The 25,084-nt window shown below is 67.7% G+C and carries 28 protein-coding genes; 14 read left to right on the plus strand and 14 right to left on the minus strand.

Going from position 1 to position 25,084, the window contains the following annotated elements:
- Positions 1 to 2: 2 nt before the first annotated feature.
- Together Q1B08_RS15380 and Q1B08_RS15385 are read left to right on the plus strand one after the other, a co-directional pair.
- Positions 3 to 596, plus strand: a complete 594-nt coding sequence (locus Q1B08_RS15380) for a nitroreductase (protein ID WP_299820844.1) — start codon at positions 3 to 5, stop codon at positions 594 to 596.
- Complete coding sequence (locus Q1B08_RS15385; RefSeq protein ID WP_299820752.1) at positions 593 to 1,300, plus strand: EI24 domain-containing protein; 708 nt, start codon at positions 593 to 595, stop codon at positions 1,298 to 1,300. Before Q1B08_RS15380 ends, Q1B08_RS15385 begins: the two co-directional genes overlap by 4 nt.
- On the opposite strand, the gene Q1B08_RS15390 is transcribed toward Q1B08_RS15385, so the two are convergent.
- Positions 1,275 to 1,553 carry a DUF1467 family protein gene (locus Q1B08_RS15390; protein ID WP_299820755.1) on the minus strand — a complete coding sequence of 93 codons (279 nt, stop codon included), beginning with the start codon at positions 1,551 to 1,553 and terminating at the stop codon, positions 1,275 to 1,277. The genes Q1B08_RS15385 and Q1B08_RS15390 overlap by 26 nt on opposite strands.
- Positions 1,550 to 1,960, minus strand: a complete 411-nt coding sequence (mce, locus tag Q1B08_RS15395; protein ID WP_299820758.1) for a methylmalonyl-CoA epimerase — start codon at positions 1,958 to 1,960, stop codon at positions 1,550 to 1,552. The genes Q1B08_RS15390 and mce overlap by 4 nt, the downstream gene beginning before the upstream one ends.
- A gap of 139 nt (positions 1,961 to 2,099) precedes the next feature.
- On the opposite strand from mce, the gene Q1B08_RS15400 reads away from it, so the two are divergent.
- On the plus strand, positions 2,100 to 2,813 hold the full coding sequence (locus tag Q1B08_RS15400) for a response regulator (RefSeq protein ID WP_299820761.1): 714 nt from the start codon (positions 2,100 to 2,102) through the stop codon (positions 2,811 to 2,813).
- On the opposite strand, the gene Q1B08_RS15405 is transcribed toward Q1B08_RS15400, so the two are convergent.
- Positions 2,810 to 3,457 carry a GNAT family protein gene (locus Q1B08_RS15405; protein ID WP_299820765.1) on the minus strand — a complete coding sequence of 216 codons (648 nt, stop codon included), beginning with the start codon at positions 3,455 to 3,457 and terminating at the stop codon, positions 2,810 to 2,812. The two genes, Q1B08_RS15400 and Q1B08_RS15405, sit on opposite strands and share 4 nt — an antisense overlap.
- 200 nt (positions 3,458 to 3,657) lie before the next feature.
- On the opposite strand from Q1B08_RS15405, the gene Q1B08_RS15410 reads away from it, so the two are divergent.
- From Q1B08_RS15410 to Q1B08_RS15425, 4 genes are read left to right on the plus strand one after another with little or no spacing between them, the layout of a single operon-like run.
- On the plus strand, positions 3,658 to 4,164 hold the full coding sequence (locus Q1B08_RS15410; protein WP_299820768.1) for a YbjN domain-containing protein: 507 nt from the start codon (positions 3,658 to 3,660) through the stop codon (positions 4,162 to 4,164).
- Positions 4,165 to 4,216: 52 nt separating this feature from the next.
- Entirely contained in the window at positions 4,217 to 5,011 is a 795-nt protein-coding gene (proC, locus tag Q1B08_RS15415; RefSeq protein WP_299820771.1) for a pyrroline-5-carboxylate reductase, read from the plus strand.
- The gene (locus tag Q1B08_RS15420; protein ID WP_299820774.1) at positions 5,008 to 5,346 is read left to right on the plus strand and encodes a tRNA-binding protein; all 339 of its coding nucleotides are present in this window, start codon (positions 5,008 to 5,010) and stop codon (positions 5,344 to 5,346) included. The genes proC and Q1B08_RS15420 overlap by 4 nt, the downstream gene beginning before the upstream one ends.
- The gene (locus Q1B08_RS15425) at positions 5,343 to 6,290 is read left to right on the plus strand and encodes a D-glycerate dehydrogenase (RefSeq protein ID WP_299820777.1); all 948 of its coding nucleotides are present in this window, start codon (positions 5,343 to 5,345) and stop codon (positions 6,288 to 6,290) included. The genes Q1B08_RS15420 and Q1B08_RS15425 overlap by 4 nt, the downstream gene beginning before the upstream one ends.
- 55 nt (positions 6,291 to 6,345) lie before the next feature.
- Here the strand turns inward: Q1B08_RS15425 and Q1B08_RS15430 are convergent, their stop codons facing one another.
- Genes Q1B08_RS15430 through Q1B08_RS15440 form a run of 3 tightly spaced genes read right to left on the minus strand, consistent with a single transcriptional unit; the run spans position 6,346 to position 9,680 of the window.
- On the minus strand, positions 6,346 to 7,791 hold the full coding sequence (locus Q1B08_RS15430; protein WP_299820780.1) for an NAD-dependent succinate-semialdehyde dehydrogenase: 1,446 nt from the start codon (positions 7,789 to 7,791) through the stop codon (positions 6,346 to 6,348).
- A gap of 3 nt (positions 7,792 to 7,794) precedes the next feature.
- On the minus strand, positions 7,795 to 8,748 hold the full coding sequence (locus tag Q1B08_RS15435; protein WP_299820783.1) for an aldose epimerase family protein: 954 nt from the start codon (positions 8,746 to 8,748) through the stop codon (positions 7,795 to 7,797).
- 26 nt (positions 8,749 to 8,774) lie between these two features.
- A complete protein-coding gene (locus Q1B08_RS15440) occupies positions 8,775 to 9,680 on the minus strand; it encodes a hydroxyacid dehydrogenase (RefSeq protein ID WP_299820786.1) in 906 nt (301 codons plus the stop codon).
- 417 nt (positions 9,681 to 10,097) lie between these two features.
- Between Q1B08_RS15440 and Q1B08_RS15445 the strand changes: the two genes are divergently transcribed.
- From Q1B08_RS15445 to Q1B08_RS15460, 4 genes are read left to right on the plus strand one after another with little or no spacing between them, the layout of a single operon-like run.
- Complete coding sequence (locus tag Q1B08_RS15445; protein WP_299820789.1) at positions 10,098 to 10,865, plus strand: SDR family oxidoreductase; 768 nt, start codon at positions 10,098 to 10,100, stop codon at positions 10,863 to 10,865.
- Complete coding sequence (locus Q1B08_RS15450) at positions 10,862 to 11,743, plus strand: 2-dehydro-3-deoxygalactonokinase (RefSeq protein WP_299820792.1); 882 nt, start codon at positions 10,862 to 10,864, stop codon at positions 11,741 to 11,743. The genes Q1B08_RS15445 and Q1B08_RS15450 overlap by 4 nt, the downstream gene beginning before the upstream one ends.
- A complete protein-coding gene (locus Q1B08_RS15455) occupies positions 11,740 to 12,360 on the plus strand; it encodes a 2-dehydro-3-deoxy-6-phosphogalactonate aldolase (protein WP_299820795.1) in 621 nt (206 codons plus the stop codon). Before Q1B08_RS15450 ends, Q1B08_RS15455 begins: the two co-directional genes overlap by 4 nt.
- Positions 12,357 to 13,223, plus strand: a complete 867-nt coding sequence (locus Q1B08_RS15460) for an SMP-30/gluconolactonase/LRE family protein (protein ID WP_299820798.1) — start codon at positions 12,357 to 12,359, stop codon at positions 13,221 to 13,223. Before Q1B08_RS15455 ends, Q1B08_RS15460 begins: the two co-directional genes overlap by 4 nt.
- 7 nt (positions 13,224 to 13,230) lie before the next feature.
- On the opposite strand, the gene Q1B08_RS15465 is transcribed toward Q1B08_RS15460, so the two are convergent.
- The 6 genes from Q1B08_RS15465 to Q1B08_RS15490 all read right to left on the minus strand — a co-directional run bounded on the left by Q1B08_RS15465 (position 13,231) and on the right by Q1B08_RS15490 (position 18,731).
- Positions 13,231 to 13,602, minus strand: a complete 372-nt coding sequence (locus tag Q1B08_RS15465) for an H-type lectin domain-containing protein (RefSeq protein WP_299820802.1) — start codon at positions 13,600 to 13,602, stop codon at positions 13,231 to 13,233.
- A 104-nt stretch (positions 13,603 to 13,706) separates the two neighbouring features.
- A complete protein-coding gene (locus tag Q1B08_RS15470; protein ID WP_299820805.1) occupies positions 13,707 to 14,114 on the minus strand; it encodes a F0F1 ATP synthase subunit epsilon in 408 nt (135 codons plus the stop codon).
- Positions 14,115 to 14,117: 3 nt separating this feature from the next.
- Positions 14,118 to 15,539 carry a F0F1 ATP synthase subunit beta gene (atpD, locus tag Q1B08_RS15475; protein ID WP_299820808.1) on the minus strand — a complete coding sequence of 474 codons (1,422 nt, stop codon included), beginning with the start codon at positions 15,537 to 15,539 and terminating at the stop codon, positions 14,118 to 14,120.
- 203 nt (positions 15,540 to 15,742) lie between these two features.
- Complete coding sequence (locus tag Q1B08_RS15480) at positions 15,743 to 16,621, minus strand: F0F1 ATP synthase subunit gamma (protein ID WP_299820811.1); 879 nt, start codon at positions 16,619 to 16,621, stop codon at positions 15,743 to 15,745.
- A gap of 11 nt (positions 16,622 to 16,632) precedes the next feature.
- Positions 16,633 to 18,171, minus strand: coding sequence for a F0F1 ATP synthase subunit alpha (atpA, locus tag Q1B08_RS15485; RefSeq protein ID WP_299820814.1), 1,539 nt, complete (start codon positions 18,169 to 18,171; stop codon positions 16,633 to 16,635).
- Positions 18,171 to 18,731, minus strand: coding sequence for a F0F1 ATP synthase subunit delta (locus Q1B08_RS15490; RefSeq protein WP_366140029.1), 561 nt, complete (start codon positions 18,729 to 18,731; stop codon positions 18,171 to 18,173). The genes atpA and Q1B08_RS15490 overlap by 1 nt, the downstream gene beginning before the upstream one ends.
- 281 nt (positions 18,732 to 19,012) lie before the next feature.
- Between Q1B08_RS15490 and Q1B08_RS15495 the strand changes: the two genes are divergently transcribed.
- Complete coding sequence (locus tag Q1B08_RS15495) at positions 19,013 to 19,351, plus strand: hypothetical protein (RefSeq protein WP_299820820.1); 339 nt, start codon at positions 19,013 to 19,015, stop codon at positions 19,349 to 19,351.
- Here the strand turns inward: Q1B08_RS15495 and Q1B08_RS15500 are convergent.
- On the minus strand, positions 19,348 to 20,115 hold the full coding sequence (locus Q1B08_RS15500; protein ID WP_299820823.1) for a methyltransferase domain-containing protein: 768 nt from the start codon (positions 20,113 to 20,115) through the stop codon (positions 19,348 to 19,350). The genes Q1B08_RS15495 and Q1B08_RS15500 overlap by 4 nt on opposite strands.
- A gap of 58 nt (positions 20,116 to 20,173) precedes the next feature.
- On the opposite strand from Q1B08_RS15500, the gene gloB reads away from it, so the two are divergent.
- On the plus strand, positions 20,174 to 20,935 hold the full coding sequence (gloB, locus tag Q1B08_RS15505) for a hydroxyacylglutathione hydrolase (protein WP_299820825.1): 762 nt from the start codon (positions 20,174 to 20,176) through the stop codon (positions 20,933 to 20,935).
- A 147-nt stretch (positions 20,936 to 21,082) separates the two neighbouring features.
- Positions 21,083 to 23,422 carry an ATP-dependent Clp protease ATP-binding subunit ClpA gene (gene clpA, locus Q1B08_RS15510; protein WP_299820828.1) on the plus strand — a complete coding sequence of 780 codons (2,340 nt, stop codon included), beginning with the start codon at positions 21,083 to 21,085 and terminating at the stop codon, positions 23,420 to 23,422.
- Positions 23,423 to 23,541: 119 nt separating this feature from the next.
- Here the strand turns inward: clpA and Q1B08_RS15515 are convergent, their stop codons facing one another.
- Positions 23,542 to 24,786 carry a hypothetical protein gene (locus tag Q1B08_RS15515; protein ID WP_299820831.1) on the minus strand — a complete coding sequence of 415 codons (1,245 nt, stop codon included), beginning with the start codon at positions 24,784 to 24,786 and terminating at the stop codon, positions 23,542 to 23,544.
- Positions 24,787 to 25,084: the final 298 nt, after the last annotated feature.

The raw sequence follows: 25,084 nt of genomic DNA on the forward strand, positions 1-25,084 counted from the left end.
GCATGACAAGCCTGCCGCCCCTTCGGGCCCGTCCCGACGTCACCGAGTTCCTGCTGACCCGCCGCTCGCGTCCGGCCAAGACGCTGGCCGCACCCCGCCCCGACCGCACGGCACTGGAGCCAATCCTCGCCGCCGCGCTTCGCGTGCCGGACCATGGCAAGCTGGAGCCGTGGCGGCTCGTCGTGCTGTCGGATGCGGCGCTGGGACGTCTCGCCGACCTGACCGCGCGGATGGGATCGGCCCGCGATCTGGACCCGGACAAGGTGGCGAAGGCCGAGGCGATGTTCCGTGACGCGCCGCTGATGGTTGCCGTGATCGCCGCGCCGCAGCCCTCCAGCAAGGTGCCTGAAATAGAGCAGACGCTGAGCGCCGGGGCCGTCTGCCTCGGCATGCTGAACGCCGCGCAGGCGGCGGGCTGGGGCGCGAACTGGCTGACCGGATGGATGGCGACGGACCGCGACTGGCTCGGTGCGGGCCTGCTACTCGCCCCCGGCGAATGGGTCGCGGGCTTCGTCGTGATCGGAAGCGAGACCGTCGCCCCGCCCGACCGGCCGCGCCCGGACCTCGCGCGGCTGACGGAGTGGCGGAACGCGTGATCAACGATATCCTGCGCGCCGTGAGCCAGCTGGGCGATCCGCGCTTCCGCAACGTCCTGCTGACCGGGGTCGCGGCCTCGCTGTTCCTGCTCGTGACCTTCTCCGCGATCCTGATCTGGGGCGCGACCTGGCTTGTCGGGCCGGTCGTGACGCTGCCCTGGATCGGCGAGGTCACGTGGCTCGATAATGCCGCGGGCTGGGCGCTGGTGCCGTTCACGTTGATCGCGTCGGTCTTTCTGATGGTCCCGGTCGCCTCCGCCTTCACCGGCCTGATGCTCGAGACCGTGGCCGACGCGGTGGAGGACCGTCATTACCCCCACCTGCCGCCCGCCCGCGGCATCGGCTGGGGTGAGACGATCCGGGAAAGCCTTGGCTTTCTCCTCCTCGTGATCCTCGTGAATGCGGGGGCGCTGGTCGCCTACCTTTTCCTCGCGCCCTTCGCGCTCCTGATCTTCTGGGCGGTGAACGGCTTCCTGCTCGGGCGGGAATACGCCCAGATGGTCGCGCTGCGCCGGATGACGCGGGCGGAAGCGGCGGGGTTCCGGACGCGTCACCGGGCGCGGATCTGGCTTACGGGTGTGATGATGGCCATTCCGCTGTCGGTGCCGGTCCTGAACCTTCTGGTGCCGGTGGTGGGCGCGGCGACCTTCACCCACCTCTTCCACCGTCTCTGGCGGCCTAGCCGAAGGCCGGCCGCCCGGTGATCCAGCGCAGGTCGTCGATGCCGATCCGCCCCGACAGGATCACCCAGACGAGCGGTGCCCAGATCGCGAGCGCGATCAGCGTGGCCCAGAACACCCGCCGGCCGAGACGGAACTCTGCCGGGCTGTCCCAGTGCGTGCCCCGGATGCGCGCGCCCCGGTCGCCTTGCGTGTCGTGGCCGACCTGCAGACCGACGAGGAACACCATCGCCCAGACCATCGCGTAAAGAACGAAGGCGGAGAAGTAGCCGATCATGCCGGCACCTGCTCGAGCTCGACGAGCGTGCCGTCGAAATCCTTCGGATGCAGGAAGATCACCGGGTTGCCGTGCGCACCGATCCGGGGCGTCCCGTCGCCCAGCACGCGCGCCCCGTCCGCGACCAGACGGTCGCGGGCCGCCGCCACGTCCTCGACCTCGTAGCAGACGTGGTGGATGCCGCCCGAAGGGTTCTTGGCGAGGAACGCGGCGATCGGGCTCCCCTCGCCCAAGGGGTGCAGCAGCTCGATCTTTGTGTTCGGCAGCTCGACGAACACGAGGGTCACGCCGTGATCGGGCTCGTCCTGCGGCGCGCCCACATGCGCGCCAAGCGCATCGCGGTAACGGCGCGCGGCCGCGTCGAGATCGGGCACGGCAATGGCCACGTGGTTGAGCTTGCCGATCATCTCAGGCGCCTCCGACGCGGTCCGGAACGTCCGGCGGTTATGGAACGCGCCCGCGCTATCGGCAAGGTCGTCGCATATGTTCATTTTCTGTTAGGGTGTTTCCGTAATTGTTCTGGTGAAGATTCTAGGAGAATCCGCCGTGCCCGAAACCGATCCGCCGAACCCGCCCATGATGCCCCGTCCCGTCCCGACCGCGCAGCGGCCGTTGCTCGGCCAGACGGTGCTTCTCGTCGAGGATAGCCGATACGCGTCCGAGGCGGTCCGGCTTCTGGCGCTGCGGTCCGGGGCGCGCATCCGCCGGGCGGATTGCGTGGCATCGGCGGAACGGCATCTCGGCACCTACCGCGCAGGCATCGCCATCGTGGACCTCGGCCTGCCCGACGGTGACGGGCTGACGCTCATCCGCACGCTCGCCAATGCCAAGCAGCGGCCGGCGGCGCTGCTCGCCACGTCCGGCCAAGCGCGCGCCGATGTGGAGGCCGAGGCCATGGCCGCCGGCGCGGACGGCTTTCTCGCGAAGCCGATCGAAAGCCTCGCGGCGTTCCAGCAGGCGATCCTGAAGCACCTGCCCGCCGAGGAACATCCGAGGGGCCCGCGCGCCATGCCCGGCGACACGGTCGAGCCCGACCCGCTCGCCCTGTCGGAAGACCTCGTCTATGCGGAGCGCATGCTGGGCGACGACTCGATCGCCCCCAGCTACGTCGCGAATTTCCTGGCCGGGCTGGCCCGCACGAAGAACGACGCCGATTTCCTCGCCGAGACCAAAACGCTCGCGGCAAGCAACATCGAGGATCTCCGTCCGCAGCTGCGGGCGCTGATCGCCCGCCGGCTCGGCGCCAGAAAGGTCGTCTAGCGCCGAAGCGGCGCCCGCTGCCGGCCGGCCGCGTCGAAGTTCTCCGGATCCAGCCATGCCAGATGGGCGGCGCGGATCGCCGGCCAGTCTCCGTCGACGATGGCGAACCAGGCCGTATCCCGGTTGCGGCCCTTCACGACCATATGCTGCCGAAACGTGCCCTCGTAGGTGAAGCCCAGCCGCTCCGCCGCGCGCCGGCTCGGCGCGTTCCCGGCGTCGCACTTCCATTCGACTCGTCGGAAGCCGGCCGCGATGGCGTGGCCGATCATCAGATGCACGGCCTCCGTGGATGCGGAGGTGCGCTGGAGGCCGGGCGAGAAGGCGATGTTGCCGATCTCGATCACGCCGTTCGCCGGGTCGATACGCATGAACGACGCAACGCCCGTCCACCCCGCCGCGCCCCTGACCGCGTAATAGACGGGATCCGGGCTCAAGGCGGCTCCCTCCGCCCAGAGGCGGTAGAGGTCGGGCTCGGGGAACGGGCCATAGGGCATGTAGACCCAATGCGCGGCGCCCGTCGGGTTGGCGGCGTGCAGCGCATCCGCGTGCAGATCGACCGACAGGCGCTCGAGCCGGGTGTGCCGGCCCTCCAGCACGTCGGGGGCCGACCACTCGAGCGGTGTCCAGTCCGATAGCTCCGTCATCGCCATGCCCCTCCGGCATCGTTCGGTCCGACACTAATCTATCCACAAGGCGCCGAAAACGCAGCAAAGTTGTGGAGAACCGAAGCGCGCGCTTTACAGGGCGATTTGTGACGCTAACCATATGTTGTGTGGACATTCCGGGAACGGTCATACGGATCGTGATACCCCCAAGTCCTATGGTACGCGCGAAGGGGAGCCTCATGCTGCACCAGCGACAGCAATTTGCCGAAACCGGTGACCTCCATCCGATCGATCTCGTAGAGACGGTGGCGGAAACCCACGACTGGTCCTTCGACCGCGTGGGCGACGATCAGATCGCCATGGTCGTCGAAGGCCAGTGGCGGAGCTATTCCGTGACCCTCGCCTGGTCGGAGGCGGACGAGACACTGCGCCTCGTCTGCTGCTTCGAGATGGAGCCGCCGGAGACCAGCCTGCCGCGGCTCTACGAAGTGCTGAACCTCGCCAACGACGAATGCTGGGCCGGCGCGTTCAGCTACTGGGCGGACGAGAAAATGATGGTCTACCGCTACGGCCTTGTCCTCGCGGGCGGCGCCTGCGCGCAGGAGGAGCAGGTGAACGCCATCGTGGCGGAGGCCGTGCTCGCCGGGGAACGGTACTATCCGGCCTTTCAGCTCGTCTGCTGGGGCGGCCGGGCGCCATCGGACGCGATGCAGGTCGCGATGGCGGAGGCCTACGGCCGGGCGTGACTTGCCATCCACCGCGCGGTCCGTAGGGTCGCACGGGACACGGAGGGCACGGATGGACCTGCTTGAACTGAACGACCGCGGTGTGCTGCTGCTCGGCTGCGGCAAGATGGGGGGCGCCCTGCTCGCCGGATGGCTCGAGAAGGGCCTGCCCCCGGCTTCGGTCGCCGTGCTCGACCCAAAGCCGTCGGACTGGCTCTCGGATACGGGCGTGCGCCTCAATGCCGAACTCCCCGCGCGGCCGGCGATCACCCTGATCGCCGTGAAGCCGCAGATGATGGGCGACGCGCTTCCCGTCCTGCGCGGGCTCGCCGACACGCTCTACGTCTCCATCGCCGCCGGTACGCCGATCGCCGCCTTCGAGGAGGCCTTCGGACCGGAGGCGCGGATCGTGCGCGCGATGCCCAACACGCCCGCCGCAATCGGCCGGGGCATCACCGCCATCATCGGCAACGCCCAGGCGGACGACGCCGACCTCGACATGGCGGAGACACTTCTCGACGCGGTGGGCGAGGTCGTGCGGCTCGACGACGAGGCGCAGATGGATGCGGTGACCGGCCTGTCCGGCTCCGGGCCCGCCTACGTCTTCCACATGATCGAGACGATGGCCGAGGCCGGCATCGCGCAGGGCCTCGACCGGGAGCTCGCGCTCAGGTTGGCGCGGGCCACGGTCGCCGGGGCCGGCGCGCTCGCGATGACGGGCGAGGATCCCGGACAGCTCCGCCGCGACGTGACAAGCCCGAACGGCACGACGCAGGCCGGTCTGGAGGTGCTGATGGCGGAGCTGCCGGATCTCATGGCGCGCACCGTCGCCGCCGCGGCCGACCGCTCGCGGGAGTTGCGGGCGTGAGCGATCTCGACATCGACACCTTTCTGAAGGTCGACATCCGCGTCGGCACCGTCCGTCGCGCCGAACCCTTTCCGGAGGCTCGCAAACCCGCGATCAAGATGTGGATCGACTTCGGCGGCGAGATCGGGGAGCGCAAGACCTCCGCGCAGGTGACCCGCCACTACACGTCCGAAACGCTGGTGGGTCGTCAGGTCGTCGCGGTGGTGAACTTCCCGCCGCGCCAGATCGGACCGTTCCGGTCGGACGTCCTGGTCCTCGGTCTGCCGGATGCCGATGGGGAGGTCGTCCTGCTCGCCCCCGATCGGGAGGTGCCCGAGGGAGGGCGGATGCATTGACCGACACGCTCCTCATCTCCCGCGCCCTCCCCGACAGCATGATGGAGGCGGCCCGCGCGCGTTTCGACGTATCCTGCCGCGACACGACGCAGCCGATGGACCTCCCCGAATGCCGCGCGGCGCTCGCCAGCTACGACGTGATCCTGCCGACGCTCGGCGATGCCTTCGGCGCCGACGCCTTCGGCGGCGACCGGCGGGCGAAGGGCCTCGCGAATTTCGGCGTGGGCTATAATCATATCGACGTCGCCGCGGCGAAGGCCAACGGGCTCGTCGTAACCAACACGCCGGGCGCGGTGACCGACGCGACCGCCGACATCGCGATGACGCTGATGCTGATGACCGCGCGGCGCGCCGGCGAGGGCGAGCGTCTGGTGCGGTCCGGCGTGTGGGAGGGCTGGCACCCGGTCCAGATGCTGGGCCTCCACGTCACCGGCAAGACGCTGGGCGTGATCGGCATGGGCCGGATCGGACAGGCCATCGCCCGACGCTGCCGACACGGCTTCGGCATGAAGGTGGTGTTCCACAACCGGTCGGAGAAATCCGTGGAGGGCGCGCGGCAGCTGGGCTCGGTGGCGGAGGTCTGTGCCGCGGCCGATATCGTCGTGACCGCCGTGCCCGCCTCGGCCGAGACGTTCCACATCGTCGATGCCGCGGCGCTGGCCGCCATGCGGCCGCACGCGATCCTCGTCAACATCGCGCGCGGCGACGTGGTGGACGAGGCGGCATTGATCGAGGCGCTGCAGGGGGGCCGCATCGCGGGCGCCGGGCTCGACGTCTACGAGAAGGAGCCGCAGGTTCCCCAAGCGCTGCGGGCCTGCGACAACGCCGTGCTGCTGCCGCATCTGGGCACCGCGACGCTGGAGGTGCGGAAGGCGATGGGGCGCATGGCGCTCGATAACGCCATCGCCATCGCCGAGGGACGCACGCCGCCGAACCCCGTCTAGGCCGGCATCGGCATCCCGGGGAGTATCGCCTCCCCGGGATGCACGGAAGAAACTCTCAGATCCCGTCGATGCAGACGTATTTCGTTTCGAGGTAATCCTCGAGGCCTTGCGAGCCGCCCTCCTTGCCGAGGCCGGATTCCTTGACCCCGCCGAACGGCGCCTCGACCGTCGTGATGAGGCCGGAATTGATGCCGATCATTCCGTAGGCCAGCCCCTCGTTCAGGCGGAAGGCGCGGCCCAGATCGGCGGTATAGGCATAGCAGGCCAAGCCGAACACCGTGTCGTTGGCCATCGCGATCGCCTCCTCCTCGGTGTCGAAGCGGAAGACCGGGGCGAGCGGGCCGAAGATCTCCTCGGTCGCGAAGCGCATCGCCTGCGTCGCGCCGGTCACCACGGTCGGCTCGAAGAAGGTTCCGCCCTTCGCGTGACGCGCGCCGCCGAGGACGATCTCGCCGCCCTTCTCCCGCGCGTCGGCCACGAACCCCTCGACCTTCTCCACGGCGTCCATGTCGATCATCGGGCCTTGTTCGACCCCGGCCTCGCGCCCGTCGCCGACCTTCATCTCGCGCGTACGCTCGACCAGCCGCTTCACGAAGGCGTCGTGAATGCCGGACTGCACGTAAATGCGGTTGGCGCAGACGCAGGTTTGCCCGGCATTGCGGAACTTGGAGACCATCGCGCCCTCGACGGCCTTCTCCAGGTCGGCGTCGTCGAAGACGAGGAAGGGCGCGTTGCCGCCGAGCTCCATCGAGACTTTCTTGACCGTGTCGGCCGAGCCGCGGATCAGCTCCTTGCCCACCTCGGTGGAACCGGTGAAGGTGATCTTGCGAACCGCCGGGCTTTCCATCATCGCGCCTGCGATCTCCCGCGCGGAGCCGGTGACGACGTTCACCACGCCCTTCGGATAGCCCACCTCCTCGGCGAGCGCGCCCCAGGCGAGACCGGAATAGGGCGTGGCCGTCGCGGGCTTGGCGACCACGGTGCAACCCGCGGCAAGCGCCGGGGCGACCTTTCGGGCCAGCATGGAGGACGGGAAGTTCCAGGGCGTGATCATGCCCACGACCCCGACCGCGTGCTTGGTGACGAGGATGCGGCGGCCGTTCACCCCCGCGGGCACGATCTCGCCCTTGGCGCGCCGCGCCTCCTCGGCGAACCAGCGGACGTATTGCGCGCCGATCGCGATTTCGCCCTTCGCCTCGGCGAGCGGCTTGCCCATCTCGACAGTGAGCAGCTCCGCGAGCTCCGCCTGGTTGTCCATCAGCGCATCGTGGAGCTTCCACAACAGACCGACCCGCTCCATCAGCGCCATGTCGCGGAAGGCGGGGAACGCCTCCGTGGCCGCCTCGATCGCGCGACGGGCTTCGGCGCGGCCGCCCTTCGGTACGGTGCCGATCACCGCGCCGTCGGCCGGGTTCGTCACATCGACCGTCGCGCCGTCATCCGCGCCGACCCAGTCGCCGCCGATGAGATTCGCTTGTTTCATCCACCGTTCGAACGCCATGTCCTATTCCTTCGTGAAGCTGAATGTTGTCGTCTGTTCGTAGGTCTCCCCCGGACGCAGGATGTTGTCCGGGAAGTCGTCGCGGTTCACCGCGTCGGGCCAGCCCTGCGCCTCGATGGCTACGCCCGCATGTGGGCCGTAGCTGCGCCCGCCGATCCCCGGAACGGGCACGTCGAGAAGCGCGCCGTCATAGACCTGCAGGCCGGGCTGGTCCGTCGCGATGGTCATCGTGAGGTTGCCGGCGCGCAGCCAGGCCACCTCGCGCGGGGCGACCTTGCCGTCCGACAGGCACAGGTTGTGGTCGAGGAGCCCCTCGCCCGGCAGGCCGCGTCCCCGCCGGAAGTCGAGAGCCGTGCCCTCCACCGGCGCGACGCCCGTGGGGATCAGGTCGTCGTCGACGGGGACGTAGCGGTCGGCCGCGACAGTCAGCACGTGATCCGCCAGCGTCGGCTTGCCGTCGAGGTTCCAGTAGCTGTGATGCGCGATGTTGCAGGGCGTCGGAGCCTCCGCCGTTGCGCGGTAGCGGACCGAAAGCGTGGCGTCGGCGGCGCAGGCGAAGGTCGCCTCGATCCGCATCCTGCCGGGGAATCCCATGTCGCCGTCCGCAAGGTCGAGCGCGAAGCGGACGGCATCGTCGCGACGGTCGACCCTCTTCCACAGGCGGTTTCCGGTCCCGTGCACGCCACCGTGCAGCGTGTGCCGGTCGCGGAAATTCGGATCGGTCCGATACGTCGCGCCATCGAGCGTGAAGCGGGCATCGCCGATCCGGTTCGCGACGCGCCCGACGGTCGCGCCCATGTATTCCGCGTGGCCGGCGACGTAATCCTCCGGCCTCTCCAGACCCAGCACCAGCGGAGCGTCGTGGCCGTCGAGCCGCAGGTCGAGGAGTGTCGCGCCCCAGTCGACAAAGGTCGCCGTCAGCCCGTGCCCGGTGATCGTGTAGCGGTCCAGTTCCATGCGATCCCCCCGCGCGCGGCCGTGGCTCAGCCCTTCAGCCCCAGGTGTCGCGCCACCCGCCGGGCGATCATCTCGGAGACGCGGGCATTGGCCTCCGCCGTCACGCCCGCCACATGCGGCGTCAGGACGAGGTTCGGAACGTCCGCGAACGGGTTGTCCGCGCCGAGCGGCTCCTGCGCGAAGGTGTCGAGTGCCGCGCCGCCCAGATGCCCGGAACGCAGCGCGTCGCAAAGCGCGGCCTCGTCGACCACCCCGCCCCGCGCCGCGTTGATGAGCACCGCGCCGGGCTTCATCGCCGCGAGAACCTTCGCGTCGATCATGCCCCGCGTCTCGTCCGTCAGCGGGACGTGCAGCGTCACCACGTCGCTTTCCTCCAGAACCTCACGCTCGGTTCCCTCCATCGCGCCGGGGAAGTCGTCGGCATAGGGGTCGCAGGCCAGGCATTTCATGTCAAAGGCCGCGCCAAGCTTCGCCGTTGCCCGCGCGATCTCGCCGTAGCCGACCAGGCCCAGCGTCTTGCCCGCGATCTCCCGGCCCTGCCCCGCCGCGTCGCGCGGCCATTCGCCCCTCTCCATCGCCGCGCGCCGGTCGTAGGCTCCGCGCAGAAGCATCGCCGCCGTCGTGATGACGTATTCCGCGACCGAGAGCGTGTTGGCCCCGGTCGCCGGAAAGACGTCGATGCCGCGCGCGCGGCAGCCGTCGAGGTCGATGTTGTCGAGCCCCACGCCGAGCCGGCCGACGCAGGTGAATCCCGCGTCCAGCAGCGCGCCCCCGACCCGCGTGCGGTTGCGCACGATGAGGGCGTCCGCGGCGTTCGCCTTCGCGGCGAGGTCGTTGGGTCGGTCGACCAGCTCCGGGTCGTAGATCACGTCGGTCCGCGCGCGCAGCCAGGCCACCCATGTCTCGTCCATGAATTCGGTGATCAGGATCATCGTGCCGCTCCTCGCGCCGTCGCATTCCGCTTCCGGGGAGCTTTAATACGCGGGCCGCCGACTTGGAACACGTGGCCCGGATTTGCGTCGGTGCGCGAAAACGCCGCCGCTCGCGATCCCCCGGCGCAGGCCCCGGATCCCGCCGCCGTCGGCTGGACGTCCTGCCCCCGGCGCCATCCGAAAGGATCGGCCATAGCGCGGCGATGCCGCGGGCGAGACGCCTCGCGGGGGTGTTTCCAATGCCCGGACAGCGCATGGAGCAACAACCTGGATCGAACTGCGCATCCCCCCGACCCTGCGCCCGAGGGAACACGACGCCGCGGCCCGGACGCGCGGCGCCGGCCCTCGACAGCAAACCGCGAAACCGGCATTGATCAGGGGCCTTTCCGCGATTTGCCGCATCTGGAGCCCGATGACGTGACCAGCCCAGTCTTTCCCGACCTCGACGGCGCCTCGGTCTTCGTCACGGGCGGCGGTTCGGGGATCGGGGCCAGCCTGACCGAGGGCTTCCTGCGGCAGGGCGCGCGCGTGGCCTTCATCGGCCGGTCCGACGCGTCCGCCTTTGTCGCGCGGATGGAGGGGGAGACGGGCCGCGCGCCCCTTTTCCTGCAGGGCGACGTCACCGACATCGCCACGCTGCGGGCTGCGATCGACAGGGCGGCCGCGGCGCACGGACCTGTCACGCGCCTCGTCAACAACGCGGCCAACGACGAGCGTCATCCGACGCTGGACGTGGACGAGGCGTTCTACGACTGGTCGGCCGCGATCAACATGAAGGCCTATTTCTTCGCCTGCCAACACGCGATTCGCGGCATGCGGACGGCGGGCGGCGGGCACATCGTCAATTTCTCCTCGATCAGCTACATGATGGGCGCGGCGGGCTACGCCGTGTACACGAGCGCGAACGCGGCGATCACCGGCATGACCCGCTCGCTCGCCCGCGAGTTCGGCGCGGACGGAATCCGCGTCAACGCGCTCGCCCCCGGTTGGGTGCTGACCGAACGACAACTCGAAAGATGGGCCGATCCCGAGAGCCTTGCCGCCTTTCTGAAGCGCCAATGTCTGAAAACGCATCTGCAACCCGAGGATATCGTCAACCCGACCCTGTTTCTGAGCTCCGACGCATCCCGGATGATGACCGGGCAAGTAATGGCCGTCGATGGCGGCGTGGTGACGACCGGATGACCCGCTGGATCGCCGCAGACTGGGGCACGACCGCCCTGCGCCTGACCTTGATGGAGGGCGAAACGCCGCTCGGCACACGCGAAAGCGACGACGGGATGAATCGTTTGACGCGGGACATGTTCGAACCGACGTTGCGGAGGCTTGCAGGCGATTGGCTCGACGGACCGGCTAGAATCGTCGCCTGCGGGATGGTCGGCGCGCGGCAGGGCTGGATCGAGGCCCCCTACGCCCCGGTGCCCTGCTCGCCGCCGACTGACCGCGCGATCCGCGCCCCGACCGGCGATCCGGATCTCGACGTCCGCATCGTTCCGGGCCTCAGCCAGACGAACCCCCATCCCGACGTCATGCGCGGCGAGGAAACGCAGATCGCGGGTATCCTGCGCCACCGCCCCGAGTTCGACGGAACCGTCTGCCTGCCCGGCACGCATACCAAATGGGCGCATGTGAGCGCCGGCGAGATCGTCAGTTTCCGCACCGTGATGACGGGGGAGATTTTCGCGACGCTCGCCGGACAGAGCGTGCTGCGGCATTCGCTCGGCGGCGAGGGCTGGTCCGAGGCGCCGTTCCTCGACGCGCTGTCCGACGCGATCTCGCGGCCGGAAACGCTGACCGCCCGGCTGTTCGAGCTGCGCGCGGCGGACCTTCTGTTGGGCCAGGACACGACGACCGCACGGTCCATCCTGTCGGGCCTTCTGATCGGAGCCGAGCTGGCGGCGACGAAAGCGTGGTGGCTCGGCCGCGAGGTCGTCGTGACCGGGTCCGCTTCGACCACGCCCGCCTACGACGCGGCCTTGCGCGCGCAGGGGTTGCAGCCGATCGTCCTGCCGGCGGACGCAATGACGCGGGCGGGCCTTCTCGCCGCAAGGGAATTCTCGTGACGCGACCCATCATCGCCATCCTGCGGGGCATCACGCCCGACGACGCCGTTGCCGCATGCGGCGCACTGATCGCCGCGGGCATCACCATCATCGAGGTTCCGCTGAACTCGCCTGGGCCGTTGCGCTCCATCGCGGGCATGGTCGCGGCGCACGGCCATGCGGCGACCATCGGGGCGGGCACCGTGCTCACGACTGACGAGGTCCGGTCCGTCGCGGAGGCGGGCGGGCGGATCGTCGTGTCCCCGAACTGCGACCCGGCGGTGATCGGCGCCACACGGGCGCTGGGGCTGGAGAGCTGGCCCGGTATCTTCACGCCGACGGAAGCCCTGGCCGCGCTTCGGGCGGGGGCGACCGGCCTGAAGCTCTTTCCGGGCGCGATGGCCGGGCCGGGCGGGCTCAAGGCCATGCGGGCGATCCTGCCGGCGGGGACGCAGATCTATGTCGTGGGTGGCGCGGGTCCGGAGAACTTCGCGGATTGGCTCGCGGCCGGGGCGGACGGGTTCGGGCTCGGCACCGCCTGCTACAAGCCGGGCATGTCCATCGACGAGGTCGCCGCCCGGGCGCGGCGCATCGTCGAAACCTACGACCGCGCCGTGGAACAGGGCCGCGGGGCATGACCCAGGCGCATCATTTCGACGAGCGAATCTGCACGCTGGGCGAAGGTCCACTCTGGCATCCGTTGCGGAAGCAGCTCTTCTGGTTCGACATCACCGCCGCCCGCATGCTGTCGCGGACCGCGGCGGGACCACTCGAATGGCAATGGGACGAGATGGTTTCCGCCGGGGGCTGGGTCGACGAAACGACCCTGCTCGTTGCGGGCGAGACCGGGCTGTGGCGCTTCGATATCGAAACCGGCGCGCAGGAGCGGATCGCGCCCGTGGAGGCCGATATCGGGGCAACACGGTCCAACGATGGCCGCGCCGATCCGCTCGGGGGTTTCTGGATCGGCACGATGGGCAAGAACGCCGAACCGGGGGTCGGCGCGATCTACCGCTACTTCCGGGGCGAGGTCCGCCAACTCTTCCGCGATATCACGATTCCGAACGCGATCTGCTTCGCGCCAAACGGGGACACGGCCTATTTCGCCGACACCGCCAAGGGTACCATCTGGACGCAGCAGATCGACCGGGCGGGCTGGCCCTCGGGAAAGCCCGAGATCTTCGCCGACTTCTCCGGCGTGGGGCTGAACCCCGACGGCGCGGTCTGCGACGCGGAGGGCAATCTCTGGGTTGCGCAATGGGGTGGCTGGCGCGTGGCGTGTCACGGACCGGACGGAAGGTTCCGTGCGGCGCTCGATTGCGGCGCGGCGCATGTCACCTGCCCCGCCTTCGGCGGTGCCGACCTGCGCTCCATGTACGTGACCTCGGCGACGCAGGGTCTGGCCGACGGCGCGCTCGAGCATCAACCGGGAGGCGGCTACACCTGGGTCGCGACCGACATGCCCGTTCAGGGACAGTCGGAACACCGCGTCATCCTTTGATGCTATTCTAGTCGACGTCCCACTCGTCTTCGCCCCGCACCTCGCCGATCGCGGTCCAGTCGGCCCGGATGCGGGCGATCCGTGTATCGCCCCAGGTCCGCAGCACGAGATCGAAGCCGGACAGGTCGACCGTGGCATGACTCAGATCGGCCCGGGCGTTGGTGGGCGCGTCGATGTCGAACATCGCAAGGGCGGTCATCACCGCGGGCGGCGTCTTGAAGGGCGTGTCGAAGGCGACGCGACGCCGGACCTCGCGCGGGCCGCGACCGGTCCACATCTCGCCGCCGTCCTCGAAATGGGAGAACAGAATCTCGCTGCCCTGACAGATCCCGATGAGGTGGTTCTGAAGCTTGCGCACCGCGTCCGATCTCTCAGCCATCCCTGCGATGGCGGGCCAGCCATCCGATACCGACGGAGGGGTATCGAAATGGTAAAGGCCCCGGATGTGAGTCCGGGGCCTTCCGTCGATCCCGCGGGCCCTGCCTAGAGATTGGCCTGGTTCGAGTTCAGACCGATATGGCCACCCATCGCGACCATGTCCGCAAGCAACTTGGCCGCCGAATCCACACCGTCCTCGGGGGCCTCGGAGTGCGCCCGATGCGCCTCCGCGACCCAATCGTCGAACAACTCCTGCGTGACGTCGTCGACATGACGCGCGCGTTCGGCAAGCACGATGACGCCCGCGCCGATCTCGGCGAAGCCGCCGGTCACGGCATAGCTCTCCTCGCCGTTCGGCCCTTCGACCGTCAGGATGCCGGGACGCAGGGAGGTGATGGTCGGCGCGTGGTCGGCCATCGCGGTCAGGTCCCCGTCCGCGCCGGGGATGCGGACGGCACGGGCATCGTCCACCGATGCCAGCCGCCGCTCGGGTGAGACCAGTTCGAACCGCATGGCTTAAGCAGCCTCCGCGGCCATGCGTTCGGCCTTGGCCTTCACGTCGTCGATACCGCCGACCATGTAGAAGGCGCCTTCCGGGAGGTGATCGTACTCGCCGGCGACCACGGCCTTGAAGGAGGCGATCGTCTCCTCAAGCGGCACCTGCACACCGGGCGAGCCGGTGAAGACCTGGGCCACGTCGAAGGGCTGCGACAGGAAGCGCTGGATCTTCCGGGCGCGGGCCACGGTCAGCTTGTCCTCTTCCGAAAGCTCGTCCATGCCGAGGATCGCGATGATGTCCTGCAGCGACTTGTAGCGCTGCAGCGTCTGCTGCACGTCGGACGCGACCTTGTAGTGCTCCTCGCCCACGACCTTCGGGTCCATGAGGCGCGAGGTGGAGTCGAGCGGGTCCACGGCCGGGTAGATGCCCAGCTCCGAGATCGCGCGGCTCAGCGTGGTGGTCGCGTCGAGGTGCGCGAAGGACGTCGCCGGCGCCGGGTCGGTCAGGTCGTCCGCGGGAACGTAGATCGCCTGCACGGACGTGATCGAGCCGCGCGTGGTCGAGGTGATCCGCTCCTGCATCGTGCCCATGTCGGTGGCGAGCGTCGGCTGATAGCCCACGGCGGAAGGGATCCGCCCCAGAAGCGCCGACACCTCGGAGCCCGCCTGCGTGAAGCGGAAGATGTTGTCGACGAAGAACAGCACGTCGGTTCCCGACGAGTCGCGGAACTGCTCGGCCATGGTCAGGCCCGACAGCGCCACGCGCATCCGGGCGCCCGGCGGCTCGTTCATCTGGCCGAAGACCAGCGCCACCTTGGACTGTGTGAGGTCGTCGATGTTGATGACGCCCGCGTCGATGAATTCGTGATAAAGGTCGTTGCCCTCGCGCGTCCGCTCGCCCACGCCGGCGAAGACCGAGTAGCCCGAGTGCACCTTCGCGATGTTGTTGATCAACTCCTGGATGAGGACCGTCTTGCCCACGCCCGCGCCGCCGAACAAACCGATCTTGCCGCCCTTGGCGTAGGGCGCCAGCAGGTCGATGACCTTGATGCCCGTGACGAGGATGTCCGATGTCGTGGCTTGCGACGCGAAGTCGGGTGCGGGGTTGTGGATCGAGCGGGTCTCTTCCGCGCCGATCGGGCCCTTCTCGTCGATCGGCTCGCCGATGACGTTCATGATGCGCCCGAGCGTCGCGTCGCCAACCGGGACCGAGATCGGCTTGCCTGTGTCGCGCACCTCCTGACCGCGGACCAGACCCTCGGTCGAGTCCATCGCGATGGTGCGGACGGAGTTCTCTCCCAAATGCTGCGCCACCTCGAGGACGAGGCGGTTGCCCTGGTTGTCGGTCTCCAGCGCGTTGAGGATCTCGGGCAGGTCGCCTTCGAACCGCACATCGACGACGGCGCCGATGACCTGGGTTATTTTGCCGGTTGTGGCCATGTCGTTGTCTCCGGTTTTCTGGGCGCGGGGCCCGTCGTACTATAAAGCTGCGATGTCGCGCGGGGCCGGACACGGGTTCTGGCCCGCATCCGTTCCGCGCCCCGTCATCCGGTTCCCCGGCATGCACCGGACGCCGCCCGTGCGGGCGGGACGCCGCGATCCGAAGGCGTCGATCGGACGACCGGACGGATCGCGGCCCGGCATCAAAGCGCCTCGGCTCCCGAGATGATCTCGATCAGCTCGTTCGTGATCACCGCCTGCCGCGAGCGATTGAACTCGATCGTCAGCTTGTCGATCATCTCGCCCGCGTTGCGCGTCGCGCTGTCCATCGCGGACATGCGCGCGCCCTGCTCGGAAGCGCCGTTTTCGAGAAGCGCCGCGAAGATCTGCGTCGCAACCGCGCGCGGCAGCAGGTCGGCGAGGAGCGCCTCCTCCCCCGGCTCGTAGTCATAAAGGTTGGACGCACCGGCGCCCTCCTCGGGGGCATCGAACTTCACCGGGACGATCTGCTGCGCGGTCGGGTCCTGCGAGATCACCGTATTGAACTTCGAGAAGAAGATCGTCGCGACGTCGAACTCGCCCGCCTCGAAGCGCTTGAGCACGTCCGCCGCGATCGCCGAGGCGTCGCCGTAACCGATCCGCTTCACCTCCGTCAGATCGACGTGATCGACGAAGTACTGGCCGTAGTTCCGCCGCATCGACTCCCGGCCCTTCTTGCCGACAGTGATGATCTTCACCGTCTTGCCCTCGGCGACGAGCTTGTCAGCCCGCTGCTTGGCGAGCTTGGCGATGTTGGCGTTGAAGCCGCCGCACAATCCGCGTTCCGCCGTCATCACGACGAGCAGATGCGTCTGGTCCGCGCCGGTCCCGGTCAGGAGCCTCGGCGCGGTATCGCTGCCGCCCGCAGAGGCGGCGAGCTGACCCATCACGGCATTGAAGCGCTCGGTATAAGGACGCGCCGCTTCCGCCGCGTCCTGCGCCCGGCGCAACTTCGCCGCCGCGACCATCTGCATGGCCTTGGTGATCTTGCGGGTCGACTTGACCGACGCGATGCGGTTCTTGAGATCCTTCAGAGAAGGCATGGAGGGCCCCCTTAGCCGAAGCTCTTGGCGTAATCGTCGATCGCCGCCTTGATCTTGTCCTCGGCCTCGCCCTTCACCTTCGGATCCTCCCGGGTGATATAGTCGAGGACGTCCTTCGCGGGACCGCGCAGATGCTTCAGGAGCCCGTCCTCCCAGCGGCCCACATCCTTCACGTCGACCTTGTCGAGATAACCGTTCGTGCCGGCATAGATGACGCAGACGATCTCGGCGTTGGTCAGCGGGGAGTATTGCGGCTGCTTCATGAGCTCGGTCAGGCGCGCGCCGCGCGACAGGAGTCGCTGAGTGGACGGGTCGAGGTCGGAGCCGAACTGCGCGAAGGCAGCCATCTCGCGGTATTGCGCGAGCGACAGCTTCACGGGACCGGCGACGGACTTCATGGCATTCGTCTGCGCCGAGGAACCCACGCGGGAAACCGACAGACCGGTGTTCACGGCCGGACGGATGCCCTGGTAGAACAGCTCCGTCTCGAGGAAGATCTGGCCGTCGGTGATCGAGATCACGTTGGTCGGGATGAACGCGGACACGTCGCCGCCCTGCGTCTCGATGATCGGCAGCGCGGTGAGCGAGCCCGAGCCGTTATCGGCGTTCAGCTTGGCCGAACGCTCGAGGAGGCGCGAGTGCAGGTAGAACACGTCGCCGGGATAGGCTTCGCGGCCAGGCGGACGACGCAGCAGGAGCGACATCTGACGGTAGGCCACGGCCTGCTTCGAGAGATCGTCGTAGACGATGAGCGCGTGCCTGCCGTTGTCGCGGAAATACTCGGCCATCGCGGTCGCGGCATAGGGCGCGAGGAACTGCATCGGCGCCGGGTCGGAGGCGGTTGCGGCGACGACGATGGAGTAATCGATCGCCCCCGATTCCTCGAGCCGCTTCACGAGCTGCGCGACGGTGGAGCGCTTCTGGCCCACGGCGACGTAGATGCAGTAGAGCTTCTTCGACTCGTCGTCGCCGGCGGCGTCGTTGTAGCTTTTCTGGTTGAGGATCGTGTCCATCGCGACGGCGGACTTGCCGGTCTGGCGGTCGCCGATGATGAGTTCGCGCTGCCCACGGCCGATCGGGATCATCGCGTCGACCGCTTTCAGACCAGTGGCCATCGGCTCGTGGACGGATTGACGCGGGATGATGCCCGGCGCCTTCACGTCCGCCACGCGACGCTCCGTGGCCTCGATCGGCCCTTTGCCGTCGAGCGGATTGCCGAGGCCGTCGACGACGCGACCGAGAAGCCCCTCGCCTGCCGGAACGTCCACGATGGAGTTCGTGCGCTTGACGGTGTCGCCTTCCTTGATGCCGCCGTCCGGCCCGAAGATGACGACGCCCACGTTGTCGCTCTCGAGGTTGAGGGCCATGCCCTGCAGGCCGCCCGGGAACTCGACCATCTCGCCGGCCTTGACGTTGTCGAGCCCGTAGACCCGCGCGATCCCGTCGCCCACCGACAAGACGCGGCCAACCTCCGCGACCTCGGCTTCCTGGCCGAAGTTCTTTATCTGGTCCTTGAGGATCGCGGAGATTTCCGCAGCCTGGATCGCCATTACCGAACCTCTTTCATCGTATTCTGGAGTGCGTTGAGCTTCGCGCGGACCGACATGTCGATCATCCGCGAGCCGATCTTGACCACGAGACCGCCGATCAGGGCGTCGTCCACGGTTACGTCGAGCCGGACATCCTTGCCGGTCGATGACTTGAGCGCCTGAGCGAGCTTGCCGGCCTGCGCCTCGCTGAGCGCCTTGGCGGTGCGGACCTCGGCCGTGACCTCGCCACGCTCTTCGGACAGCATGCGCTTGAGGACAACAACCATGTTCGGCACGACGAAAAGACGACGCTTGGAAGCCATGAGACGGAGCGTGTTCGACAGAACGTCGCCCAGTCCCATCTTCTGCGCCAGTGCCCCCAGGGCGGCGCCCTGCTCCTTGCGACTGACGAGCGGCGAGACGAGCACCCCGCGCAGATCCGAGGACGAACGGATCGCCTCGTCGAGCGCGGTCACGTCCGCCTCGAGTTTCGAGAGGGCGTCCCCCTCGCGGCTGAGCTCGAAGACGGCCTGCGCGTAACGCTGAGCTATCCCCGTCGAGATCGAAGCTGGTTCGGACACGTCCACCCTTTCGACTGTCTTTCCGGCCCCCGAAATCTCCGGGATCGGCCCACGTCAGACCCAGCCCCAAAAGGGCCGGATCACGAAATCGCGCTCCCACTAGCAGAGGGGTCGGGACCCTGCAACTGCGACCCTGGTCTTCGTTCGCCGTCGCCGCCACGTCGCGAGCCCGGGCTGTGCGACGTGAGGAAACCCTTACTCGAACGCGTCGCGGCTGGATGTTACCGAACGCTGTGAACGGTGCGCGCCGGAGGTCCGGCGAATCCGGGGGAAGTTGCGTCATGTTACAGATGGTTCAGTCCGTCACGGCCCCGACGCAGATCTGCGGCATCCTCGGCGCGACGCTCTACGTGACGAACTACGTCCTGCTAACCTTGCGCGTGCTGAGCCCCGCGACGATGCGCTATTTCGCGCTGAACCTCGCGGCTTCGCTGCTCGTGCTCTCGAGCGTCGTGCATGCTTTCAACGTCGCGACACTCGTGATTCAGGTCTTTTTCGTCGGCATCAGCGTCGTCGGCATCGTGACGCGGCTGCGGGGGCGGAGGACGCGACGCGTGCCGATGTCCGGCGCCAGGGTCCCGTCGACAATCGACGCCGGGCGGCCTGCCTCGACGGCCTAGCGTTCCGCCGAACATCTTAGGACGCGGCCGGCGGTCGGCTCGGGCACGCCTTCGAGCACGCGGAGCGGACGGCGTACGCGTTCCGCAAGACCGTTGCGCGGTCGGGCCGGGACCTGCTTGGAGACCTCGAGCAGGATCACGCCACCTCCGCCCGAACGGGACAGCCGCTGCCCCATCCGCTCGATCATGCCGCCCGAGCGCAGCCAGAAGTTTCCCGTCGAGGGCGGTGCGAAGAGTGCGGCGGCATGGCGCTCCGGCACGAGCCCCGCGCCCTTCACCTGCGCCTCCAGCTGGCTCAGCGAATAGGGCCGTCCGTAGCCGAAGGGTGTCCGGTCCCGCCGCGCCCAGAGTCCGGTGCGGTTCGGCACGACAAACACGGCCCGGCCGCCCGGGCCGAGCACACGGGCGCATTCCTCCAGAAGCGCGGGCGGGTTCTCGGACGTCTCGAGCCCGTGCAGGACGACGAGCTTGTCGACCAGTCCCGTGTCGATGGGCCAGAGCGTCTCCTCCACCAGCGTGGAGACGTTCGCCATGCCTGCCGGCCAGTGCATGACGCCCTGCGGCGCGGGCATCAGGCCGATGACCCGCCGGGCCGCAGCGAGGTAGGGCCGCAGGAGAGGCACCGCGAACCCGAAGCCCGCCACGGTCTGCCCCTTCGCCTCCGGCCAGAGCGCGAGGAGACGGTCGCGGACGGCCTTCTGCGCCGCCCGGCCCAGCCGGGTCCGGTAGTAGAAATGCCGGAGATCCAGCACGTCGAGATGCATGATCGGCGTTGCCCTTCGTGTTCGTCGTGGCATGGTAGACCGAGCCACGGAGAATTGCATGACCCTTGCCACCGACCTCGTGACGATCCCCTGCCTGCGCGACAATTACGCCTTTCTGTTCCGGTCCGGCGACCGGGTCGCGGTCGTCGACGTGCCGGACGCCGCCCCGATCCGCGCCGAGCTCGACCGCCGCGGATGGCGCCTTACGGACATCCTTCTGACCCATCATCACGACGATCATGTGCAGGGGGTGGCTGAATTGCGGGATGCAACGGGCGCCGAAGTTTGGGGCGCCGCCGCCGACGCGCATCGCCTGCCCCCGCTCGACCATGCGCTCGAACCCGGGGATACGTTCGCGGTCGGAAACGAGACGGCGCGGGTGATCGACGTGTCCGGCCACACGATCGGGCACATCGCCTACCTGTTCGACGGCGTGGCCTTCACCGGCGACAGCCTGATGGCCGCCGGATGCGGCCGGCTGTTCGAAGGCACCGCCGCGCAGATGCACGCCTCCCTCGCGCAATTCGCCGACTTGCCGGATGCGACGTTGATCGCGTCGGGGCACGAATACACCGCCGCCAATCTGGCCTTCGCCAGAACACTTGAACCGGAGAGCGATTTCCTTATTTCTAGGATTACCGAGGTCGAAGGATTGCGTGAAAGGGGCCGTCCTTCCGTTCCGTCGACGCTCGGGGACGAGCGCAACACAAACCCGTTTCTCCGGGCTCATGTCGCTTCGATTAAAGCGGCGACCGGCACGGGCGGCGAACCCGATATCGAGACATTTGCCGCGGCCCGTGCCGCGAAGGACGCATTCTGATGCGTATTCGCGGGGTGTTACCGGATAACAATCGGGTCATGGGCGGCGAAGCACGACAAAAAGGGGTTGAAGCCTTCGGGCCAACAACCAAAACTTAAAGAAACGCGGCCTACAGTTCCGTTGACCGCAGACAGGCAGGAGAACATCATGCCCTCGTTCTCGAACACCCTCGAACAAGCCATTCATGCGGCTCTCGCTCAGGCGAACGCTCGCCGGCACGAACTCGCGACCCTCGAGCACCTGTTGCTGGTTTTGATCGAGGAGCCCGACGCCGCCCGCGTCATGCAGGCCTGCGGCGTAAATCTCGACGAACTCAAGCAGACGGTCGAGGAGTTCATCGAGGACGATCTGTCCACCCTCGTCACCGAGGTGGACGGCTCCGAAGCCGTGCCGACCGCCGCGTTCCAGCGGGTGATCCAACGCGCCGCGATCCACGTCCAGTCTTCGGGCCGGACCGAGGTGACGGGTGCCAACGTGCTCGTCGCGATCTTCGCAGAGCGTGAATCGAATGCGGCCTACTTCCTGCAGGAGCAGGACATGACACGCTACGACGCGGTCAACTTCATCGCGCACGGCGTCGCCAAGGATCCCGATTTCGGCGAACCCCGCCCCGTCCAGGGCTCCGACGAGGAGGCCGAAAGCTTCCAGGGCAATGCCGAGGCCAGCGGTCCGAATCCGTCGGAAAATCGCGAGAGCGCGCTCGCCAAGTATACCGTCGACCTGAACCGCAAATCGGAGAAGGGCGACATCGACCCGCTCATCGGGCGTGCGCACGAGGTCGAGCGGGCGATCCAGGTGCTTTGCCGCCGGCGCAAGAACAATCCGCTTCTTGTGGGCGATCCGGGCGTGGGCAAGACCGCCATTGCCGAGGGTCTCGCCCGCAAGATCGTGCAGGGCGAAGTGCCCGAGGTGTTGTCCGGCGCGACGATCTACTCGCTCGACATGGGCGCGCTTCTGGCCGGCACCCGCTACCGCGGCGATTTCGAGGAGCGGCTGAAGGCCGTGGTGTCCGAGCTCGAGGAGCATCCGGACGCGGTCCTCTTCATCGACGAGATTCACACCGTGATCGGTGCCGGCGCCACGTCCGGCGGCGCGATGGACGCGTCGAACCTTCTGAAGCCGGCACTGGCGGGCGGCAAGCTGCGCACGATGGGCTCCACGACTTACAAGGAGTTCCGCCAGCACTTCGAGAAGGACCGCGCCCTGTCGCGCCGGTTCCAAAAGATCGACGTCAACGAGCCATCGGTCGAGGACACGGTCAAGATCCTGAAGGGCGTGAAGTCCTATTTCGAGGATCACCATTCGATCAAGTACACCGCCGAGGCGATCAAGACCGCGGTAGAACTGTCGGCGCGCTACATCAACGACCGGAAGCTGCCGGACAAGGCGATCGACGTGATCGACGAGGCCGGCGCCGCGCAGGCGCTCGTTCCGGATTCGCGTCGTCGCAAGACCATCGGAACCAAGGAGATCGAGGCGGTCGTCGCCAAGATCGCCCGCATCCCGCCCAAGAACGTCTCGAAGGACGATGCCGAGGTGCTGCGCGACCTGGAAGGCTCGCTCAAGCGCGTCGTGTTCGGCCAGGATCCGGCTATCGAGGCGCTCAGCTCGGCGATCAAGCTGGCACGGGCCGGCTTGCGCGAGCCCGAGAAGCCGATTGGCAACTACCTTTTTGCGGGGCCCACGGGCGTCGGCAAGACCGAGGTTGCCAACCAGCTTGCCGGCACGCTCGGCGTCGAGATGCTTCGCTTCGACATGTCGGAATACATGGAGAAGCACGCGGTCTCCCGCCTGATCGGCGCGCCTCCGGGCTATGTCGGCTTCGACCAGGGCGGCATGCTTACCGACGGGGTGGACCAGCATCCGCATTGCGTCCTGCTGCTCGACGAGATCGAGAAGGCGCATCCGGACGTGTTCAACATCCTCCTGCAGGTGATGGACCACGGCAAGCTGACCGACCATAACGGGCGGTCCGTGGACTTCCGCAACGTGATCCTGATCATGACCTCGAATGCCGGCGCCTCCGACGCCGCACGGGCCGCCATCGGGTTCGGCCGCGACCGCCGCGAAGGCGAGGACACGGCCGCGATCGAGCGGACCTTCACGCCGGAGTTCCGCAACCGTCTCGACGCGATCATCAGCTTCGCGCCGCTGCCGAAAGACACGATCCTGCAAGTGGTCGAAAAGTTCGTGCTGCAACTCGAAGCGCAGCTCATGGATCGTGGCGTGTCGATCGAGCTCACCCGCGCGGCAGCCGAATGGATCGCCGACAAGGGTTACGACGACAAGATGGGCGCGCGCCCCCTGTCCCGCGTGATTCAGGAGCACATCAAGAAGCCACTGGCGGAAGAATTGCTTTTCGGCAAGCTGGCCAAGGGCGGCGTCGTCAAGGTCGGCGTCAGGGACGGCGAGCTGGATCTGCGTATCGACGAGCCGGGGCCTTCCAAGATCGCGAACAAGCGCCCGCCCCTGCTGACCGCAGACTGATCGATCGCCTTCGGAAATGACGCAAGACCCCCGCTTTTCGGCGACGCATTCCGCTCCTGGGGACATAGAGAAAGCTGATAGCATTTTAGGCACTTCCGCTTTCGCGGGGGTGCCTTCCTTCACGCGGTGGTCTTGGTTCTCTGGAGCTTCGAGCGTCGGAGGTCGGCGTCTGGGTCCTCGAACTTCTCCCAGATCGGGGTGCCGTAGAAGATCCACGGGCGGTAGAGCACGCGATGGAGGCTCGGCATTACGAGCCGACCGCTCTTCGGGTGTGCTCGCTCTTCCTGGATGCCGAGCCGCATCGCCGGGGTCCGCTTCACTGGTGTGCTGCTGCGCCTCTTTTCGATCTCCACGGTCATAGCGGTTCCCGGAACGCGCGCCTTCGTCGTTCCTTGCGGAGCCGGCGTGGTCTCGGCGCGCCCGCTCCACGCGGACACGTAGGGCCTCTCTTCGAACCAGTTGTAGTAGACTCGGAAGATGTTGAGCAGCGCGATGAGGACTCGCGGGTTGAACGACGCGCCATTAACGTAGCTGGGTCCTGACCGGGCACCTCGACCGCCAGCACGCGCGGCGGGGCTCGTCCTCTCTCGAATCGAGTCGAAGAAGGTGGCGACCGACCGAAGCGTTGCGGTATAGACCAGCCGGGCAACGCGGGCTCGCGAGTCGGGGTCTGCGATCTCATCAGTGTAGCTCAGATCCTTTAGGTCGCGTCTCAGGTCCTTTCGGATGAGGGGAAAGCCGACGATCCGATTGGTCTCTCCTGCGTTCTGCATCGGCGATGCGATCCACACCTGGGGCATATGCTTCGCACGGTAGTTTGAGCCTGGATAGGGCGAGCAGACGCCATCGGGATCTACACGCACCTTGGTTCGCATCTCCTCGGCGATGAAGGCCCGCATGTAGTCGGCGTTGGTCATTCCATCCGTTGCGCTCGGATCTCGGTCGTGGAAGCGCCACGTGAATGCCGCGAACCGCTTCCGGAATGCCTCGATCCGCGCCAGCATCTCCGGCTTCTTAACGCCCTTGTCGAAGGTCATTGCGATCCAGGTGAGGTCGTCGTTCTCGATCACGTCGCGGAAAACGTGCGGCACGACACGCGACAACGGCCCCTCCATCTCCGTGATCAGGCGGAACCAGCCCGGCGGAAGCATCTCTCGCAAGAGAACGAAATGGGCAGCCTTGGTGTAGGTGTCCCGCGTCATCACGCCCGTGAAGGGCGTGCGCTGGCTGTCCTGGGCGGCCTGGCCAAGGTCGAAGTAGCTGTGCTGGACCTGCTCGATCAGGGCGATCTTTTCGTCGGTAGCGCGCTCGAGCTCCGCCTTCAGCGCTGCCTCGTCAGGCGACGATGCGACCATCCGGGGCAACTGCGACTCCTTAAAGGCGCGATGCTGCTTCGCGGCGGCCGCGAAGAACCGAGGTTCGTCGAGGCGACCCGTTGGACGCTGAAAGGACATAAGTGGGGCGGTGAATCGTCCGATGGCCTTCTGGTGATACTCGCCGCGAAGGTTTTTTGGTCGGCCTCGGACGCTCCATACGCTCGCTCGAACAGCGTGGCAGGATCTACCGTTGGATCGAAGTCGACGTCGGTAGTGTCCCGAGAGATGGTGTAGGAACTGGCGTCCACCTGCTTCTTCATAGCGGGTGTCGTTCGTTCACTGAGCG

Source organism: uncultured Jannaschia sp., assembly GCF_947494025.1.
Taxonomy (GTDB): domain Bacteria; phylum Pseudomonadota; class Alphaproteobacteria; order Rhodobacterales; family Rhodobacteraceae; genus Jannaschia.